Annotated in this window: 14 protein-coding genes and 2 pseudogenes; 5 read left to right on the top strand and 11 right to left on the bottom strand. The window is 57.7% G+C overall.

What is annotated here, in order from left to right; genetic code table 11:
• Positions 1-6: 6 nt before the first annotated feature.
• A complete protein-coding gene (ttcA, locus tag ACA048_RS07610; RefSeq protein ID WP_497628602.1) occupies positions 7-831 on the bottom strand; it encodes a tRNA 2-thiocytidine(32) synthetase TtcA in 825 nt (274 codons plus the stop codon).
• A gap of 414 nt (positions 832-1,245) precedes the next feature.
• Between ttcA and ACA048_RS07605 the strand changes: the two genes are divergently transcribed.
• Both ACA048_RS07605 and ACA048_RS07600 read left to right on the top strand, forming a co-directional pair.
• Positions 1,246-1,848: a Yip1 family protein gene (locus ACA048_RS07605; protein ID WP_497628601.1), complete on the top strand. Its 603-nt coding sequence runs from the start codon at positions 1,246-1,248 to the stop codon at positions 1,846-1,848.
• 160 nt (positions 1,849-2,008) lie between these two features.
• The gene (locus ACA048_RS07600) at positions 2,009-2,503 is read left to right on the top strand and encodes a SprT family zinc-dependent metalloprotease (RefSeq protein ID WP_497628600.1); all 495 of its coding nucleotides are present in this window, start codon (positions 2,009-2,011) and stop codon (positions 2,501-2,503) included.
• 118 nt (positions 2,504-2,621) lie between these two features.
• Here ACA048_RS07600 and ACA048_RS07595 read toward each other — a convergent pair whose 3' ends face one another.
• On the bottom strand, positions 2,622-3,803 hold the full coding sequence (locus ACA048_RS07595) for a CaiB/BaiF CoA transferase family protein (RefSeq protein ID WP_497628599.1): 1,182 nt from the start codon (positions 3,801-3,803) through the stop codon (positions 2,622-2,624).
• 144 nt (positions 3,804-3,947) lie between these two features.
• A complete protein-coding gene (locus ACA048_RS07590; protein ID WP_497628598.1) occupies positions 3,948-5,282 on the bottom strand; it encodes a dicarboxylate/amino acid:cation symporter in 1,335 nt (444 codons plus the stop codon).
• Between the two features lie 340 nt (positions 5,283-5,622).
• On the opposite strand from ACA048_RS07590, the gene ACA048_RS07585 reads away from it, so the two are divergent.
• A complete protein-coding gene (locus tag ACA048_RS07585) occupies positions 5,623-6,621 on the top strand; it encodes an AraC family transcriptional regulator (RefSeq protein WP_497628597.1) in 999 nt (332 codons plus the stop codon).
• 152 nt (positions 6,622-6,773) lie between these two features.
• On the opposite strand, the gene ACA048_RS07580 is transcribed toward ACA048_RS07585, so the two are convergent.
• The 8 genes and pseudogenes from ACA048_RS07580 to ACA048_RS07545 form a co-directional block, all read right to left on the bottom strand.
• A complete protein-coding gene (locus tag ACA048_RS07580) occupies positions 6,774-7,130 on the bottom strand; it encodes a DUF6124 family protein (protein WP_497628596.1) in 357 nt (118 codons plus the stop codon).
• A gap of 504 nt (positions 7,131-7,634) precedes the next feature.
• Positions 7,635-10,289 carry an immunoglobulin-like domain-containing protein gene (locus ACA048_RS07575; RefSeq protein ID WP_497628595.1) on the bottom strand — a complete coding sequence of 885 codons (2,655 nt, stop codon included), beginning with the start codon at positions 10,287-10,289 and terminating at the stop codon, positions 7,635-7,637.
• Between the two features lie 159 nt (positions 10,290-10,448).
• Positions 10,449-10,589, bottom strand: a pseudogene (locus ACA048_RS07570) (histidine kinase); the annotation flags it as partial.
• Position 10,590: 1 nt separating this feature from the next.
• Positions 10,591-10,911 (bottom strand): annotated as a pseudogene (locus tag ACA048_RS07565) (DUF6124 family protein); the annotation flags it as partial.
• A gap of 391 nt (positions 10,912-11,302) precedes the next feature.
• Complete coding sequence (locus ACA048_RS07560; RefSeq protein ID WP_497628594.1) at positions 11,303-13,723, bottom strand: hypothetical protein; 2,421 nt, start codon at positions 13,721-13,723, stop codon at positions 11,303-11,305.
• Positions 13,724-13,882: 159 nt separating this feature from the next.
• Positions 13,883-15,226, bottom strand: coding sequence for an ATP-binding protein (locus ACA048_RS07555; RefSeq protein ID WP_497628593.1), 1,344 nt, complete (start codon positions 15,224-15,226; stop codon positions 13,883-13,885).
• The gene (locus tag ACA048_RS07550; RefSeq protein ID WP_497628592.1) at positions 15,223-15,900 is read right to left on the bottom strand and encodes a response regulator; all 678 of its coding nucleotides are present in this window, start codon (positions 15,898-15,900) and stop codon (positions 15,223-15,225) included. The genes ACA048_RS07555 and ACA048_RS07550 overlap by 4 nt, the downstream gene beginning before the upstream one ends.
• Positions 15,901-15,954: 54 nt before the next feature.
• A complete protein-coding gene (locus tag ACA048_RS07545; protein WP_497628591.1) occupies positions 15,955-16,260 on the bottom strand; it encodes a hypothetical protein in 306 nt (101 codons plus the stop codon).
• A gap of 144 nt (positions 16,261-16,404) precedes the next feature.
• On the opposite strand from ACA048_RS07545, the gene ACA048_RS07540 reads away from it, so the two are divergent.
• Together ACA048_RS07540 and ACA048_RS07535 are read left to right on the top strand one after the other, a co-directional pair.
• The gene (locus ACA048_RS07540) at positions 16,405-17,196 is read left to right on the top strand and encodes a dienelactone hydrolase family protein (protein WP_497628590.1); all 792 of its coding nucleotides are present in this window, start codon (positions 16,405-16,407) and stop codon (positions 17,194-17,196) included.
• Positions 17,197-17,259: 63 nt separating this feature from the next.
• On the top strand, positions 17,260-17,985 hold the full coding sequence (locus ACA048_RS07535) for a 4'-phosphopantetheinyl transferase family protein (RefSeq protein ID WP_497628589.1): 726 nt from the start codon (positions 17,260-17,262) through the stop codon (positions 17,983-17,985).
• The last annotated feature ends 85 nt before the right edge of the window (positions 17,986-18,070 follow it).

Genomic DNA, 18,070 nt, shown 5'->3' with positions numbered 1-18,070 from the left:
TTTGTGTCAGAGATTGACCACATTGACGAAGCGCGAAGCCGCCGTTTCGTCGATTTTGAGGCTGGTGAAGTCAAACAGGTTGCGATCTGCCAGTTGCGACGGGATCACGTTCTGCAGGCTGCGGAAAATGCTTTCGGTGCGGCCCGGGGTCTTGCGCTCCCAGTCTTGCAGCATGTCCTTGACCACCTGACGTTGCAGGTTTTCCTGAGAACCGCAGAGGTTGCACGGGATGATCGGGAATTGCTTGAAGTCCGAGTAAGCATGAATGTCTTTTTCGTTGCAGTAGGCCAGCGGACGGATAACGACGTTGCGGCCATCGTCGGCGCGCAATTTTGGCGGCATGGCCTTGAGCGAGCCGTTGAAGAACATGTTCAGGAAGAACGTCTCGACGATGTCGTCACGGTGATGACCGAGGGCCATTTTGGTCGCACCGATTTCGTCGGCAAAGGTGTACAGCGTGCCGCGACGCAGGCGCGAGCACAGCGAGCAGGTGGTCTTTCCCTCAGGAATAAGTTCTTTGACCACCGAGTAGGTGTCTTTCTCGACGATGTGGTACTCGATGCCCAGCTCTTTGAGATAGGCCGGCAGCACATGTTCCGGGAAACCTGGCTGCTTCTGGTCCATGTTCACGGCCACGATCTCGAACTTGATCGGTGCGACCTTCTGCAAGTGCATCAGCACGTCGAGCATGGTGTAACTGTCCTTGCCACCGGACAGGCAGACCATGACCTTGTCGCCGTCTTCAATCATGTTGAAATCGGCAACCGCCTCACCGGCCTGACGGCGAAGGCGCTTTTGCAGTTTGTTCTGGTTGACCGTAAGAGTGCCCATGTCGCGAAATCCGTGAGGTGTGACGAAAGGCCGGCATTTTACGCAAAAACTCATTGTCGGCGAATAGCTTGCGGGCTGCACTTTATCTGAACTGAGCATACCCCTGTGACGAGGGAGCTTGCTCCCGCTGGGTCGCGAAGCGGCCCCAAAAAAAGATCAGGCAGCACATTTTGCGACTGCTTCGCAGTCGAGCGCGAGCAAGCTCCCTCTCCACAAAGGCTTCGCAAGACTTAGACGCGATTAACCGAAGTGTTTTCAGCGCGATATGCTCTAAGCCCCTATTACCTGTACGGTTAAGACCTTTCTATACTGCGACATAAGGTCGCATTCAAATCCAGACCTTTACTTACTTGGCCACTTTGGCCCGTAGGCGCTCCGCTGGGGGGCGACGGTAAAAAAAGAGGAGTGACTGGCATGATCCATCACGTAGTGGGGCTTTTCACCCACCCCGACCAGGAATGGAAAGAGATCCGTGGCGACCACGAGGAAAGCATTAGCCACATGTACCTGACCCACACGCTGATTCTGGCGGCGATCCCTGCCGTGTCAGCGTTTATCGGCACCACAAAGGTCGGCTGGGTGATTGGCACCCGGGCACCGGTGATGCTGACGCAGGAAAGCGCGCTATGGATGACGATCATGTCTTACGTGGCGATGCTCGGCGGTGTTGCAGTGATGGCCGCGTTCATCCACTGGATGGCTCGCACCTATGACGCCAACCCGAGCCTGGCCCGTTGCGTTGCGTTTGCGACCTATACCGCCACCCCGTTGTTTATCGGCGGACTGGCGGCGCTTTACCCGCACCTGTGGCTGGGAATGATCGTCGGGACGGCGGCCATCTGCTACACGGTGTACCTGCTGTATGTGGGGCTACCCACTTTCATGAACATTCCATCAGACGAGGGGTTCCTGTTTTCAAGTTCGGTACTTGCGGTAGGCCTGGTGGTGCTGGTGGCCATCATGGCGTTCACAGTCATTGTCTGGGGACTCGGCGTGGGGCCGGTCTATACTAATTAGTGGTTCTTTCCACCCAAAAACAAGATCTGCCAACACAGGCCGCCGCAAGGCGGCCTTCTAATGTTCAAGGATAGAAAGCGCTGACGACCATTCGGTACCTCGGCGATTCGCAAGACCCCAGGGTTGCGGCATACTCGACGTCTCTGGAGATCCATCAAGCATGTCCGAGCCACTCAATACCCGCATCGAAGACTGTTACCAACTCGCTGAATCCTTTTTCAAACGCACTTTCAAACGTCCCGTGGTGAGCCTCAAGCTGCGCGGTCAAAAAGCCGGTGTCGCGCATTTGCACGAGAACCTGCTGCGTTTCAACCCGCAGCTATACCGGGAAAACACCGAAGATTTTCTCAAGCAAACCGTGGCCCACGAGGTTGCCCACCTGATCGCTCATCAACTGTTTGGTGACCGCATCCAGCCTCATGGCGAGGAGTGGCAATTGATCATGCGCGGCGTGTACGAACTGCCGCCCAATCGCTGCCACACCTACGACGTCAAACGCCGGAGCGTGACGCGCTATATCTACAAATGCCCGTGCGTGGACAGCGATTTCCCGTTTTCGGCGCAGCGCCATGGTTTGGTGAGGAAGGGTCGGCGGTATTTGTGCCGGCGGTGCCGGAGTACGTTGGTGTTTAGCGGGGAGATGCGGATCGAGTAGCCAGATTTGTTGTGTCTGGTCTGGTCTCTTCGCGAGCAGGCTCCCTCCCACACTGGATCTATGCCTACCGACAATCCCCTGTGGGAGCGGGTTTGCCCGCGAAGGGGCCAGTAAGCCGCTAGAGAATCACCTTGGCACACCGCAACTCTTCTATCCGCTGCGCACTAAACCCCAACTCCCCCAACACCTGATCCGTATGCTGCCCCAGCGCCGCGCCAATATGCCGTGGTTCAGGCAACCCATTTGAAAACTTCAACGGACAGGCCATCTGCGCCTGTGTCGAACCATCCCCACGCGGCACATCCGTCACCAGCTCCCGCGCCTTCAGCTGCGGATGCTCAATCGCTTCGCTCAAACTCAACACCGGCTCGACACACGCATCGAGTTCGGCAAACAGTGCGCACAAATCAGTGAAATCGTGTTTCTCGAATTCAGTCATCAGCGCGTCTTTCAGCTTTTTTTGGTTCGCAGGCTGTGGCGATAAGCCCAGGGACGCCAACTCCTCCAGACCCAACGCCGTACACAGTTGCCTCATAAACGCCGGCTCCAGACTGCCCACCGACAACCAGCGCCCATCGCGAGTACGGTAATAGTCATAGAAGCTGCCGCCATTGAGCATCTGATCTTCCCTGCCCGGCTCCGCGCCACAGGCCAGATACCCGGCGCCCGCCATGGCGTTCAGGCTGAACGCGCAATCGGTCATGCTCACGTCCAGATACTGGCCCTGCCCGGTTTGCTGCCGGGCGATGACCGCCGCCAGCAGTCCGATGACCCCGTGAAGCGAGCCCCCGGCGACATCCGCCACCTGCATGCCCAACGGCAGCGGCCCGCTGTCGGCGCGGCCGGTGTAGCTGGCCAATCCCGCCAACGCCAGGTAATTAATATCGTGTCCAGCGCGATCCTTGTAGGGGCCGGTCTGACCGTAACCAGTGATCGACACGTAGATCAGCTTCGGATTGATTGCCTTCAAGGCTTCATACCCCAGCCCCAGGCGCTCCATCACACCGGGACGAAATTGCTCCAGCACGATGTCGTAGTCGGCCAGCAGCTGCTTGATCACCTCCAGCGCCTCGGGCTGTTTCAGGTCCAGCGCCAGGCTGCGCTTGTTGCGATTGAGGTAGGCATGGCTGGCCGACACGCCGTGATCGTGAGGCGGCAACACCCGCAGCAGATCCATGCGGGTAGGTGATTCAATGCGCAACACCTCGGCGCCCATGTCCGCCAGCAACAACGAGGCAAACGGCCCCGGCAGCAGCGTTGAAAAATCCAGAACCTTGAGTGATGCCAGTGGCCCGAGCATGTGCAATCTCCCTAAACGATGCCTCCAGCCTAGGCAGCCGATCGCATTGCGGCAATCACCCGAAGTGTCAGCAAAGGTGACCGTTACGCTCAAATCCCGGGCAAGAAAAAACCCGCCGAAGCGGGTTTTTCAGTACAGCGAGGGTTACTTGACGTTGGTTGGGGTTGGGCCTTCAGCTACGCCCAGGTCGTCTTCTACGCGTTCGTCGGAGATACCGCGACCGCCAGAAGCCAGTTCAGCGTGCAGCACGTCAGTGTCCAGCTCCTTGACCCACTTGGCCACGACCAGCGTAGCCACAGCGTTACCCACCAGGTTGGTCAGTGCGCGAGCTTCGGACATGAAGCGGTCGATACCGAGGATCAGCGCCAGGCCGGCAACCGGCAGGTGGCCAACAGCGGACAAGGTGGCAGCCAACACGATGAAACCACTGCCGGTCACGCCAGCAGCGCCTTTGGAGGACAGCAGCAACACCACCAGCAGGGTGATCTGGTGCGTGATGTCCATGTGGGTGTCGGTCGCCTGAGCAATGAACACCGCCGCCATGGTCAGGTAGATCGCGGTACCGTCGAGGTTGAACGAGTAACCGGTCGGGATCACCAGACCCACAACGGATTTCTGCGCGCCCAGACGTTCCATCTTGATCAGCATGCGCGGCAGCACCGATTCCGAAGAAGAAGTACCCAGCACGATCAGCAGCTCTTCACGGATGTAGCGAATGACTTTCAACACGCTGAAGCCGTGAGCGCGAGCGATACCACCCAGCACGACCAAAATGAACAGCAGGCAAGTGATGTAGAAGCAGGCCATCAGCTGACCCAGTTGCACCAGCGAACCGACACCGTAGGCGCCAATGGTGAACGCCATCGCACCGAAGGCACCGATTGGCGCGAGCTTCATGATCATGTTGATGATGTTGAACATCACGTGGGCGAAACGATCGATGAAGTCCAGCAGCGGCCGGCCGTAGGCACCCAGGCGATGCAGGGCGAAACCGAAGATCACCGAGAACATCAGCACTTGCAGGATATCGCCGGTGGCGAAGGCACCGACGATGGTGTTCGGGATCACGTTCAGCAGGAAGCCGACAACGCTTTGATCAGCACCGGCGGCGACATACTGAGCCACTTTGGAAGCATCCAGCGTGGTCACGTCGATGTGCATGCCGGCACCCGGCTGGACGATGTTGACCACCACCAGACCGACCAGCAGGGCGATGGTCGACACGATTTCGAAATACAGCAGCGCGTAACCGCCGGTCTTGCCGACCGATTTCATGTTCTGCATGCCCGCGATACCGCTGACCACCGTACAGAAGATGATCGGGGCGATGATCATTTTGATCAGTTTAATGAACCCGTCACCCAACGGCTTGAGGGCCACACCAGTCTGCGGATAGAAGTGACCGATCAAAATGCCGATGATGATGGCAACGATCACCTGGAAATACAGGGATTTGTACAGTGGCTGACGAGTCGTCATTGCAAAGTTCCTCAAGAGTGTCCGGTGACAACATCCATCTGTTGCCCAAGACACTTCAATTGCGAACCCTCCTGCTTCTGGAGGGATTTGTTTTGTCGAGCTGCGCAACGGCAGGCATCTGCTGGTTGTATCGCAAGGCCCGTGCCACCTTCCGAAAACTGCCTGCAAGCCTTTTGACGCCAAGGGTTACAGGATTCTCCTTGTCATCCATCGACTACAACAATGTGGCGGATTTCCGCCCATCGACCAGGCCTCGTCCTGCAATTTGGCGGATATCCGCCTTGTCCATCGCAAGGCAGCGCGGCTACCATCCGTCGTTCAATGGACGGACTTGCCTTCTATGCGCGAACGCACCATCGCCAGTCATTTCGCCCGTGCCGTCCTCGGTGGCGCGCGGCGGCTGGGTTATGACTATTCAGACCTGTTGCAGCAATTGGGCATCAGCCCCGAGTTGCTGGACGAGCCGCGTGCGCGTATCGCACCTGAGCAGTTCACCCGATTGATTCAGGGTCTGTGGCTGGCACTGGACGACGAATACCTCGGCTTCGGGCCGGTCCCGAGCAAAACCGGGACCTTCGCGATGATGTGCCACGCGGTGATCCACTGCCGCAATCTGGAAAAAGCACTGCATCGCGGCTTATTGTTTTATAGCTTATTCCCCGAGGGTCCGCGCCTGACCCTGACTCACGAAGGCGAAATGGTCCGCCTGAGCCTCGATGATTCGAAGTTTCAGGACCCGGACCATTTCCTCACCGAAAGCCAGCTGATGGTCTGGCACCGCCTCGGCAGCTGGCTGATTGGCCAGCGTATGCGTCTGGAGCAGGCGACGTTCAGTTATCAAAGACCCGAACACGGCGCCGAATACGACTTGCTGTTCCCCTGCCCGATGCAGTTTGGCGCAGCACAAAGCAGCCTGCTGTTTCACAATCGTTACCTGAACATGCCACTGTTGCAGGACGAACGAACACTCAAACACTTCCTCGAACACTCCCCCGCCGACCTGCTGTCGCGCCCGGATGACGGCGACAGCCTGAGCAGCCAGTTACGTCGATTGCTTAGCCGCGACAGTTCTCGCTGGCCAGACCTTGAAGCCGTGGCCGCGAAGATGCACATCAGCCCGCAGACGTTGCGTCGGCATTTGCGTGAGGAAGGGTCGAGTTTTCAGGAGTTGAAGGATCAGCTAAGGCGCGATATTGCGATTTATCACTTGGGGCGGGCGGATTTGTCGTTGCAGCAGATTGCCGAGCAGCTGGGGTTCTCCGAGCCTTCAGCGTTTCACCGGGCGTTCAAGAAATGGACCGGGTTGACGCCGGGGGCCTATCGCGCGCAAGAGAATTGAATATTGAGTTGAATTGACTGGCGCCTTCGCGAGCAAGTCGAATCGTCGCACCGCCGCTCCCACATTCGACCGAGTTCTTTCTGGGGAATGCGATTAAATGTGGGAGCGGGCTTGCTCGCGAAGAACGATGACGCGGTCTATCTGACGGGTGACTAAGGCGGATCAAGCCTGTCCAGCATCCGGTTCACCGCCAGCTCTCCCAGCATCACAACTTGCGCAATCCCCAGCACCGTGTTGCGCTGCGTCCCCTCCACCTGCCCCGCAAACTCACTCAGCATCACACTCGCCGAAGCCATGGTTTCACAGGCTTTGACCAGCAGGGTTTCGTCATCGGTGTCGGGCCCGACGAAATAGATCGTACTGGGTTTGCGCGGGGTGTCTTTGGGAATGACCGGTTTGAGGTAGTAATCGAGGGCGCGGTCGGCGGCTTCGTTGAGTTTTTTGGAATCGGGGGTTTCGTAGGGGGAGACGTCGTCGGTTTCGGGTGGCTTGGGTGTGATCTTGAACATTTGAAGCTCCGTGGTTGGTTGAGCCGCCACGACTTATCGCTAAACAAGTAAAGGTGGCGGCTGTACGCAGGTTAGCGATCCGGGTCACAGAAACCCCGGGTAGACTCGAAGGTCTCCCACGCACAGCCACCATTACGCGAATTGCAGAGACTAAAAACTGCAATCAAAACCTGGGCGCTTTTGCGTCTGTGTAGGGGATCGGATCGCTAAACCCGATCGCTGATTCGTCAGCGACCCGGAAACGATAGAGTCCACGCCCCAGGCGCACAAGCCGGCGGATTCTGGCGTAGTCGTAGGCAGCGGCGCAAGGATGTGTAGCCTGAGTGAGTATCTGGAGATGTTTTTTAAACACCGTTGTTTAATGCTCACTCAGGCTTCACGGGACGCGAGATCGGCCAGATAAATCAATGCGTCCCCTATTCCACGAGATAAATAAATGCGCCCCCTATTCCACGCCCCCTTTTCATCCCCTTCCCACTTCTTGCCTAAGTTAGCCAACTGAACTTAATTCACCGTAATAGCAACCAAAGCTAACGTTGGTAATTTATCAGTGCGCAGACCATAAACCGACGCTCCACTTCTAGTTCTTTGGAAGTCTCCGTAGATATTCGCCCCTGTGGCTGTTCGAATATTTGTTGTAAATCCCATACTGTACATCGCCCATAGAAGCGCCGACTGTGGCTCGTTAAAATTTAGCGATCCGAGTGACTGACGCCAATAGGTCCCCTCGTCGTAGTTCATAGGAGATGAGGATAGATACAACTTATATGTGCCGTGCACCGCGACTTCATACCCGCTTTTTTGTCCGGACGCATCTTCGACGGTAATCATTGTGGTGCCCCTTCCAAAGCCTTCCACCTTACCTACATTACTCACTCTTGCTATACGTTCATCCGCCGATGTGTATTTATATGGAGGAGTGCCTCCGGACGCATGGCGGACATCTGTGTTGCCTGGAAAATCATATCTCGGGGTCCATGGCGCTTCTTTATACGCCAAACCACCCAATGACATTCGACTGTTATCAATCTCCAACTTTCTGGTAACCAGAATGTCCCAGGGCTGTGTTGACTGGTTTTCGCCGTAGCGGGCGACGGCTTTAAAGCTGTGACATTCCAACGTCAGATCGGATACTTCCTTAGTCCAGAGACCGCTTGTGGCGGTTGCAATACCCTTTGGTATTGCATTATCGAAAATTTCCACATCTCGACCCACCTGTGCCGTACCTTTTATCGTCACCTTGTTATCGAAGGTGTAGGTGCCATGAGGGATCTCTACGCCGTTAGAGTCCTTTATCGAGTAGATCTCCGGCCCTAACTCCACGGCTGCCTTGACCGTATAAGTACGTACCGGAAAAGCTACTGCCCTCGCCGGGTCGGAATTGCGGGCAAAGTTGACTCTGAATGTAATCGTCACAGCGCTGCCATGCCTGAGCGCTTTCAACCAGTCAACCAACGCCTGCCCGATTGGCCGCGCCAACCCCTGCGCTTCGTTGTGCGGCACACCATTGAGGTCGTCGAAGAATACCGGTGCACCACTGCTGTTATACCCGTCATAGCGCAACCACACATACTGCCCCGCCATTTGAAGCAGCCACTGCGCAATGCTCGATTTATCGGTAGCCACCAGTTTGTTGACATCCAACTCTGGCCCTTCATGACCAAGAATGACCGGTTTTGGAAGCCGCCCATCCCCATCCACCATCCGGTTCACGTTCAACACCAACGGCCCGGACCGGGCAATCTCCTTGCCCCCCCGAATCAGCGCCCATACAAACTGCACGGCTGTGCCGTGCCACGCCCCGAGAAACCGTGCGTCGAGGTTAAAGGTGGCTTGATGATTTACGTCAAGCGGCAAATCCGAAAACGTCGGTGGATCCGGCATGAGGTCGACCAAAACCAATCGAGCCTGGTCCCCCGGCAAGGAGGCCGCAAAGGAGACCTGAACCGTCAGGCCTTGAGGGTATGCCAGCGGGTCGACGGGATTGGCAGCGGGAACCGGCGGATCAAGGGTAATGGTATCCCTGCCGATAACTCGCGCAGTGGCCGCTTTGGAACTGGCGACTACCGTTTCTTTACTTTTCAGCACAAATACCACGGTCACCACGCTGCTGGTGGCGACCCTTTCGTTTGCGACCTGGAGTATGCAGGGCTTTTTCTGCCCAAATTCGTCCGACTCCACAGTGCCTGTTATTGGCACCACTTCGGGTTGCCCCGCGATTGTCGCGGTATAGGTGGCTTCAATCGTGTCCCCCACCTGAAAGCGGGGATCGCCCGTCAAGACAATCACCGATAGCGGATTACCCGCCAGTTTGTCCCGATCAATGATGCCTGGATCATCGGCCGAATCGTTCAGGATCTCGCGCAAAATGGGTGCCGGCAGACGGGTCCCGGCCAGATCCACGTCGACGATCTGTGAAGCCGACCACGGCGAATCGGAGTCCGGGCTGTTACCGAGCTGATCGGTGACCGTGTAGGAAAACGCGAAATGCGGGCTATCACCGCCAGCCAGATCAGCGCGGGTCACGGTGAAGCACACTGTCACCGGGGTATCCGAGCCCGGCAGTGGTGCCTGGTTTCCCGTCACCGTATGAAAAACGTCATGGCCATTACAGTTCAGTCGAATGACATCGTAAGCGCGGCAATAGGGGTAGGACACACAGACCTGCGCCCCCGCTTCAGGAAAGTCAGGGCCGACGCCATTTTTGATGGCATCTGGTAGCAACAAGACCAATCGGGAATGGCCCTCGACACCGGGGTCCGTGTCCTCTTTGCCGGGGCGAATGGCGTTATACAACACCTCCAGGGGCTCGGACGTGCCCATGTTCTGGCTCCCACGCGTCACTGTAAAAGTGAGACGGTTGACGAAATCGGGAAACAGCAGTTTTTTGGGCAGGTAAAAGGTAACGGTGTCGTTTTCACTCTGAGTCAGCTTGCTGACGATATCAAGTTGGACGTTCAGGTTGAGTGCCACTTCATCGTTTGGCTGCTGGCCAAGATACGGGTAAACGGAGACTTCCAGCCCCATGGGCTCCAGATCATAAATGTGTAAAGGGACACCACAGTGCCCTCCCACTACCGGCTGGGTTCCTCTCGGAACTCGCGGTGCGTACAGCACCAACAGAGCATTATCAGGTGAGGTGCCGGGCGCGATGGTCATGGAAGAGCTCCTTTAGATGAGCGATCCGAATGGCCGGCGCTCGAGAGCTCATCACACAGGATTGGGCGAAGATTCGACTACTGTCAGATCTGACAGTAGCGACGAGCGGATAGCAGGAGAAAGGACGCGTTGCTCACCCATTTCTCCTAAAATCCAGTCTCAAACCACCGAAAAATGAATCCGAAACGCCGCACCACCCAGCGCCGAATCCCCCAGCGTCAGCTTCGCGCTGTAGCTCTCGATAATGTCCTTGACCACCGCCAGCCCTATCCCCTGCCCCGGATGCTGAGCATCCAGCCGCCGCCAGCTCCCCCTGCATCACAACCTGCTGAATCCCCAGCACCGTGTTGCGGTGCGTCCCCTCCACCAGCCCCGCGAAATTACTTAGCATCACACTCGCCGATGCCATGGATTCACAGGCGTTGACCAGCAGGGTTTCGTCATCGGTGTCGGGCCCGACGAAGTAGATCGTGCTGGGTTTGCGCGGGGTGTCTTTGGGAATGACCGGTTTGAGGTAGTAATCGAGGGCGCGGTCGGCGGCTTCGTTGAGTTTTTTGGAATCGGGGGTTTCGTAGGGGGAGACGTCGTCGGTTTCGGGTGGGTTGGGTGTGATCTTGAACATTTGAAGCTCCTAGAGTTATGGAGCCGCTACACATCGCTGCTAGACGAAAAAAGGGTGGCGGCTATGCGCGGGTTAGCAGACCAGGACTCTAGAACCCGGCGCACCGAAGTGCCCCACGCAAAGCCGCCATAAAATCAACGACTGTCGTTGTACGTCTAGAGATGACCCGGGCTGCTAAACCCGATCGCTGATAATCAGCGACCGGAAAACGATAGAGCCCACGCCCCAGGCGTACAAGCCGGCGGATTCTGGCGCAGCTGTAGGCTGCGACGCAAGAATGTGTAGCCTGAGTGAGTGTCTGGAAGTGTCTTTTAAACATCTCCGTTTAATGCCCACTCAGACCTCACCGGACGCAAGATCAGACGGATAAATAATTGCGTCCCCTTTTCCGCTAATTAACCGGGTTCCAATACGCAGGCAAAGCAGAAGTGATTCCGGATGCAGTATCTGTAAGCGTCCATTCGGTCCGTCCCGAAAAGGGTAGTATCGAACTGGTAGTGGCAGCGGAGACTGCCGAGGTCTTGCCGGCGGGAACTAACACAGATGTCATACCGTAGTATATTTGTTTAATGTTGATGAATCGGTCATAGGGTAGCGCCTGGCACGTCACTTGAAAGGAGATAGGCCCTCTTTCGGGTGCCGAAATGGGTATCCTGGTGCCACTTGGGTAGGTACCTCCGAACTGTCTGCGAATAATCTCCAGCCGCGGCGCTACAGCCGCGACAACTCGAATCGTCCAGATTTCAGAAGTACCGCGAGCGTCTTTTGCTTTGTAGGTATGCTCGCCTACCAGGAGCCCAGTGACTGGAAGCTCCCATCGCCCTCCAATCGCAGCAGTGCGCCCTTGTAGTTGCCCATTGTCATAGATTTCGACGTCCGCCCCCGCTAGCGCAGTCCCGGATAGTTTCACCGAGCGGGCTACGGTATCCGTCCCCGGAGAAATGACCCGGTCGGCGCTGTCCGTCAACTGTGAAATGGCAGGCAGGATGAGCGCCTCGGTCTTGACCGTGTACGTGCGGACAGGGAATGTCACCAGGTCCGCGCCCGATGAAAACCTGACCCTGAACGTGACCGTTACCGAACTGCCATTGCTGAGTGTTTTCAACCAGCCTATCGGTGCTGATCGCGTCAGCGCCTTCCCACCTTCATGCGGTTGCCCTACCAGATCGTCGAATGTTGTGCTGCCATTCATGTCGACACCCGCATAGTGCAACCAACAGGTATTCTGCACGCCCGGTTGAGGCCACCATGCTGCAATGCGCAGCAGATCCGAAGGCTGCATTTGGGTCACATCCAACTGGTTACCCACCGCGCCATCCATCTCAAGCGTCGGTAACCGTGGGTCGCCATTGGCGATCCGATTCACGCTCAACACCAACACCGCTGAATGCGCAAAATCTACACCACCGCGAATCAGCACCCAACATAACTGGGGAAACTGTCCATGCCACGCCCCGAGAAACGCCGCATCGAGTGTAAAGGTGGCTTGATGGTTCGGGTCGATCGGCAGCGCCGCAAACGTCGGTGATCCAGGCAAAGGATTGAGCAAGACCAATCGAGCCTGGTCCCCCGGCAAGGAGGCCGCAAAGGAGACCTGAACCGTCAGGCCTTGAGGGTATGCCAGCGGGTCGACGGGATTGGCAGCGGGAACCGGCGGATCAAGGGTAATGGTATCCCTACCGATAACTCGCGCAGTGGCCGCTTTGGAACTGGCGACTACCGTTTCTCTACTTTTCAGCACAAATACCACGGTCACCACGCTGCTGGTGACGACCCTTTCGTTTGCGACCTGGAGTATGCAGGGCTTTTTCTGCCCAAATTCGTCCGACTCCACAGTGCCTGTTATTGGCACCACTTCGGGTTGCCCCGCGATTGTCGCGGTATAGGTGGCTTCAATCGTGTCCCCCACCTGAAAGCGGGGATCGCCCGTCAAGACAATCACCGATAGCGGATTACCCGCCAGTTTGTCCCGATCAATGATGCCTGGATCATCGGCCGAATCGTTCAGGATCTCGCGCAAAATGGGTGCCGGCAGACGGGTCCCGGCCAGATCCACGTCGACGATCTGTGAAGCCGACCACGGCGAATCGGAGTCCGGGCTGTTACCGAGCTGATCGGTGACCGTGTAGGAAAACGCGAAATGCGGGCTATCACCGCCAGCCAGATCAGCGCGGGTCACGGTGAAGCACACTGTCACCGGGGTATCCGAGCCCGGCAGTGGTGCCTGGTTTGCCGTCACCGTGTGAAAAACGTCATGGCCATTACAGTTCAGTCGAATGACATCGTAAGCGCGGCAATAGGGGTAGGACACACAGACCTGCGCCCCCGCTTCAGGAAAGTCAGGGCCGACGCCATTTTTGATGGCATCTGGTAGCAACAAGACCAATCGGGAATGGCCCTCGACACCGGGGTCCGTGTCCTCTTTGCCGGGGCGAATGGCGTTATACAACACCTCCAGGGGCTCGGACGTGCCCATGTTCTGGCTCCCACGCGTCACTGTAAAAGTGAGACGGTTGACGAAATCGGGAAACAGCAGTTTTTTGGGCAGGTAAAAGGTAACGGTGTCGTTTTCACTCTGAGTCAGCTTGCTGACGATATCAAGTTGGACGTTCAGGTTGAGTGCCACTTCATCGTTTGGCTGCTGGCCAAGATACGGGTAAACGGAGACTTCCAGCCCCATGGGCTCCAGATCATAAATGTGTAAAGGGACACCACAGTGCCCTCCCACTACCGGCTGGGTTCCTCTCGGAACTCGCGGTGCGTACAGCACCAACAGAGCATTATCAGGTGAGGTGCCGGGCGCGATGGTCATGGAGGAGCTCCTTTAGATGAGCGATCCGAATGGCCGGCGCTCGAGAGCTCATCACACAGGATTGGGCGAAGATTCGACTACTGTCAGATCTGACAGTAGCGACGAGCGGATAGCAGGAGAAAGGACGCGTTGCTCACCCATTTCTCCTGAAATCCAGTCTCAAACCACCGAAAAATGAATCCGAAACGCCGCACCACCCAGCGCCGAATCCCCCAGCGTCAGCTTCGCGCTGTAGCTCTCGATAATGTCCTTGACCACCGCCAGCCCTATCCCCTGCCCCGGATGCTGACGATCCAGCCGTTCGCCCCTTTGCAGAATCCGCGCCCGCTGATCCGGCGGCACACCGGGCCCGTCATCTTCAACGCACAACTCAATCCCGCTCAACGTTTCACGCACGCTGATACGCACTTCGCCCAGACACAGCCGATAGGCGTTTTCCAGCAGGTTGCCCATCATTTCCAACAAGGCGCCCTGCTCGATCGGTACATAACACTGCGGCGGCAGATCGATGGCGACGCGCACGTGCTTATCGCGGTAGACCTTGTCGAGCGTGTCGCACAGGCTTTGCAGCACCGGTTGCAGGCGCACCTGATGGCGCACCAGACCGCTTTTGCGCAGGCTGGCGCGTTGCAGTTGATAGCTGATTTGTTGGCTCATGCGTTCAATCTGGGTTTGCAGCACCCAGGCCTGATCGCGGTCTTGCGGGCGCTGGGCCATGTCTTCGCTGACGCCTTGCAGCACGGTCAGCGGGGTTTTCAGGCTGTGGGCCAGGTCGTCGAGGGAGTCGCGATAGCGGCTGCGCTGTTCGCGCTCGCTGTGCAGCAAGCGGTTGAGGGAGCCGGTCAGGCGCAACAGTTCGCGCGGGTGTTGTTCGCTGAGGCTTTCCCGGGCGCCGCTTTCGATTTCGTCCAGTTCCTGACTGAGCCGGCGCAAGGCCTGCAAGCCCCAGGTCAAGCCGATCCACAGCAACGCGAGCAACACCAACAGCGCCGCACCGAAGCCCAGGTAAAGGTTTTCGCGCAGGCCTTCGAGGGTGGCTTCGTATTCGCGCACCGGTTGCAGGGCGACGATGCTGAACGCCGCGCTTTTGCCGCCGAGCAGTTTGACTTCGACGTCATAGACGAAGAATTCCTGACCGTTGGCCTCACGAATGCGCGCGAACTCATTACCATGTCCGTCGTAACGCGGCGTGTAGTTGATCAATTCCCCAGTGGCCTTCGATCGCCAGACCAAGTGACCTTCGCGGTCAAAGATGTAGCCGAGCAAACGACTGTCCGTCAGATTGAAACGTTCATCCGGCAACTGTGCCGGCATTTGCAGGGTGTTGTTTTCCACGCGCGCGGCGGAGATCAGCGTGGTGACGTCCGAGGCCAGGCGTTGCTCAATCGAATCCTGCAACGCCAGGCTGAACGCGCCCTGCATTGCCGGCAACAACGCCAACATGAACAACACCGCCAACAGGGTGGCGGCGAGCATCAAGCGGACACGAAGGGAACGAATCAAGTGCAGCGCTCATTGAACAGGTAGCCGAGGCCCCGCACGGTGTCGATTGGCTTGAACCCGGCCGGGCCTTCTAGTTTGCGGCGTAGACGGCCGACCAGTACTTCGATGACGTTCGGATCACGCTCGTCGTCATCGGGGTAGAGCTGTTCCATCAAGCGGTCCTTGGCCACCACTTGCTGGTGATGACGCATGAGGTATTCAAGGATCCGGTACTCATACGCGGTCAGCGCCAGCGGTTCGTCATCGAGCGTGGCCTGCTTGCGGTTGAGGTCGAGCAGCAACGGCCCGGCGACGATGGTCGACTGGGTGAAACCGCTGGAACGGCGCAGCAAGGCATTCAGCCGGGCGTCGAGCTCTTCGAACTGGAACGGTTTGACCACGTAATCATCGGCGCCAGCGGCGAGGCCTTCGACCTTGTCCTGCCAGTTACCGCGCGCGGTGAGGATCAGGATCGGGAAGGTCTTGCCCCGCGTGCGCAGCTGACGGATCAGGTCAAGCCCACCCATGCCTGGCAAGCCAAGATCGATCACCGCCAGGTCATGGTTGAACTGCTCGGTCCGGTACAGCGCCTCTTCGGCGTTGGCCACGGATTCGACCACGTGGCCACTCTCCGTCAGGCGGGTTTGCAGGTGATGGCGCAACAGCGCTTCATCTTCGACGACCAGCAGTTTCATAACGCTCTCCCGGGCAAAGCGACCTCTCCAATGGCACAACGGCGCATCCAACGGTCAGGACAGATCATAGCGGCCCTTGAGGTCTTCCTGGCGGAGTTTAAAACCATTGTGCGTCACCGACACGTTGGCGTAACCGGCGGAGTAATCGGCCGGGTTGTTCAGTTGGCCCAAATGCGCGCGCCAGGCACTTTCATGTCCCACCGGGGTGACCGTGCTGAAGCTGTTCAGGCTCAGGGACTTTTTGATCTTCTCGTTGGTCTTTCCAAGCGCAAGGCTGGCGATGATGTCATCGGACGCTAACGCCGCGGTGCTCGCGCTCAGAACGGTGAAAGCCAAAATCAGGTTTTTAAAGCCGGTCATTAGGGAATTTCCTCATGCGCAGGTGCTTTGGGTACGACGCTACAGTACTCAACCGTCCCTGAACTGCCCCTGAACACAGTCTGAACCCAAGCTGAATAAGATCGACTAGGCTGTCTTTTTGACTTTCTTGCAGGAGATCCGACCATGCGCACCTTCATCGCCCTCTGCTTGCTGGTGATGAGCGGGCTGACTCAAGCCGCCATCAAGACCCAGGAAATCCCCTATCAAAGTGTCGATGGCACAAAAATGATCGGCTATTACGCCTATGACGACGCCATCAAAGGCCAGCGACCCGGCGTCCTGGTGGTGCATGAATGGTGGGGGCTGAACGACTATGCCAAGCGCCGAGCCCGTGATCTCGCCGGTCTGGGCTACAGCGCGCTGGCCATCGACATGTACGGCAACGGCAAGAACACCGAACATCCGAAGGACGCCATGGCGTTCATGCAGGATGTGCTGAAAGACAGCTCGGCGGCCGCTGCGCGCTTTCAAGCCGGGCTGGGGCTGTTGGAGCAACAACCGCAAACCGACCCGAATAAAATCGCGGCGATTGGCTACTGCTTCGGCGGCGCGGTGGTGCTGAACGCGGCCCGTCAGGGTTTGCCACTGGCAGGCGTGGTGAGTTTCCATGGCTCGCTGGCAACCAAGACACCGGCTGCACCTGGCACCGTGAAGGCGAAAATTCTCGTGGAGCATGGGGCGATGGACAGTATGGTCACGCCGGAAAACGTGGCGGCGTTCAAGGCTGAAATGGACAAGGCCGGCGCCGACTATAAATTCGTCAGCCTTGAGGGCGCCAAGCATGGGTTTAGCAATCCGGATGCAGATCGGTTGAGCCATGGCGAGCATGGCGGGCCGGATATTGGGTACAACAAAGCGGCGGATGAACAGTCCTGGGCGGATATGAAGGCGTTTCTCAAAAAGATATTCAGCTGACCTATGCGGCGAGGGAGCCATAACTACTACCCAGCTTGAACGCTAAACGGCAAAATGCCCGGCATGAATCCCGCCCCCGCCCTACCCGCCTGCTGCACCCCACTCGACGCCCATTGGCCGCTGCCGCTTGTGCTGCCCGATACGGTGCTGCTGAGTACCCACTTCAATAGCGCGCAACTGGCCGGCGATGATTTCCAGCGCAGTGCCATCGAGCCGCCTGCGAGCATTCAGCGTTCAGTCGCCAAGCGTCAGGCCGAGTTTCTCGCTGGCAGGGTGTGCGCTCGGGCCGCGTTGCAACAATTGGAAGGGCTGAGTTTTATCCCGGCCATTGGCGAAGACCGGGCGCCGGTCTGGCCCGCGCACATTGCCGGTTCCATCACCCACAGCACCGGCCGGGCGGCGGCGATTGTCGCGAGGAAAACCGATTGGCGCGGTCTGGGCATGGACCTGGAAAACCTGCTCAACCCTGAACGGGCCGAGCGCCTGGCCGGGGAAATTCTCACACCACCGGAGTTAAAGCGCATGGCGGCCGGTCGTCGCGATGATCTGGCGCTGCTGGTGACGTTGACGTTTTCGGTGAAGGAAAGTCTGTTCAAGGCGCTGTACCCGATTGTTCAGCAGCGCTTCTATTTTGAACACGCCGAGGTGCTGGAATGGACCGAGGCCGGTGAGGTGAGGTTGCGTTTGCTGACGGATTTGTCTGGCGAGTGGCGCAATGGCACCGAGCTGGGGGCGCAGTTTGGGGTGATGGATGGGCAGTTGTTGAGTCTGGTCAGTATCAAGGCCTGAAGGTTTGCAGTGGTCGGGCTGGCCTCATCGCGAGCAAGCTCGGCTCCCACATTGGATCTCTGACACACCGAAGATCACCTGTGGG

This window comes from Pseudomonas sp. LBUM1659 (assembly GCF_059716045.1).
This window is presented reverse-complemented; position numbering and strand designations above follow the sequence as displayed.